Source organism: Frigoribacterium sp. CFBP 13605, from assembly GCF_014839405.1.
In the GTDB taxonomy this organism is placed as follows: domain Bacteria; phylum Actinomycetota; class Actinomycetes; order Actinomycetales; family Microbacteriaceae; genus Frigoribacterium.
In genome coordinates, this window is the sequence record NZ_JACYNS010000225.1 from 1 (window position 1) to 632 (window position 632).

Annotated in this window: 1 pseudogene; it reads right to left on the reverse strand. The window is 80.2% G+C overall.

Annotated features, from left to right (window positions below):
- A pseudogene (locus IFT36_RS16160) lies at positions 1 to 632 on the reverse strand (hypothetical protein); the annotation flags it as partial.

A 632-nucleotide genomic window follows, 5' to 3' on the forward strand; every position in this document is an offset into this window, starting at 1 on the left:
AGGACGACGCCCTCGGCGGCGAACGGCGAGGACGACGCGAGCGACGCCGACGTGGCCGTCGTGCCGGCCGGGGTGCCGACCGCGGCCGGGTTCGCGACGGTGGGGGCGGGGGCGGCGAGGTCCGTCGCGGAGCCGGCCCGCGCCTCCTGCAGGGGGGACGCCTGAGCCCGGGAGGCGCGGATCGGCTCCTCGAAGCGCGGGTCGACCCAGCCGGGTCGCGGCGTCGACGGGAGCACGTGGCCGGCGGGGGGCGGGCTGAGCGGTGCCGGGGCGGCTGCCGCGGGCGACGGGACCACGGAGGAGGGCGCGGAGACCGACGACGGGGCCACGGCCGATCGGGGCAGGACGGGCGAGGGGCCGGTGTCGGGGACGAGCAGGGCCTCCTGGTCGGCGAGCGCGGCCTTGTCGACCAGCGCCTCGGCCAGCCGCGCGGCACGACGGCTCGAGGGGGCACGCGTGGGCGTCCAGCCCATGACCGGGTCTTGGCCTCCGTCGAGGCTGTAGACGGGGCCCGTCGCGGCACCACCGGGCGACGCGGGAGCGGACGGGAACGGCGACGCGTCGGCCGGAGCCGTCGACGACGCGGTCGCGGAGCCGGTCGCGGTCGCGGAGCCGGTCGCGGTCGCGGTGGC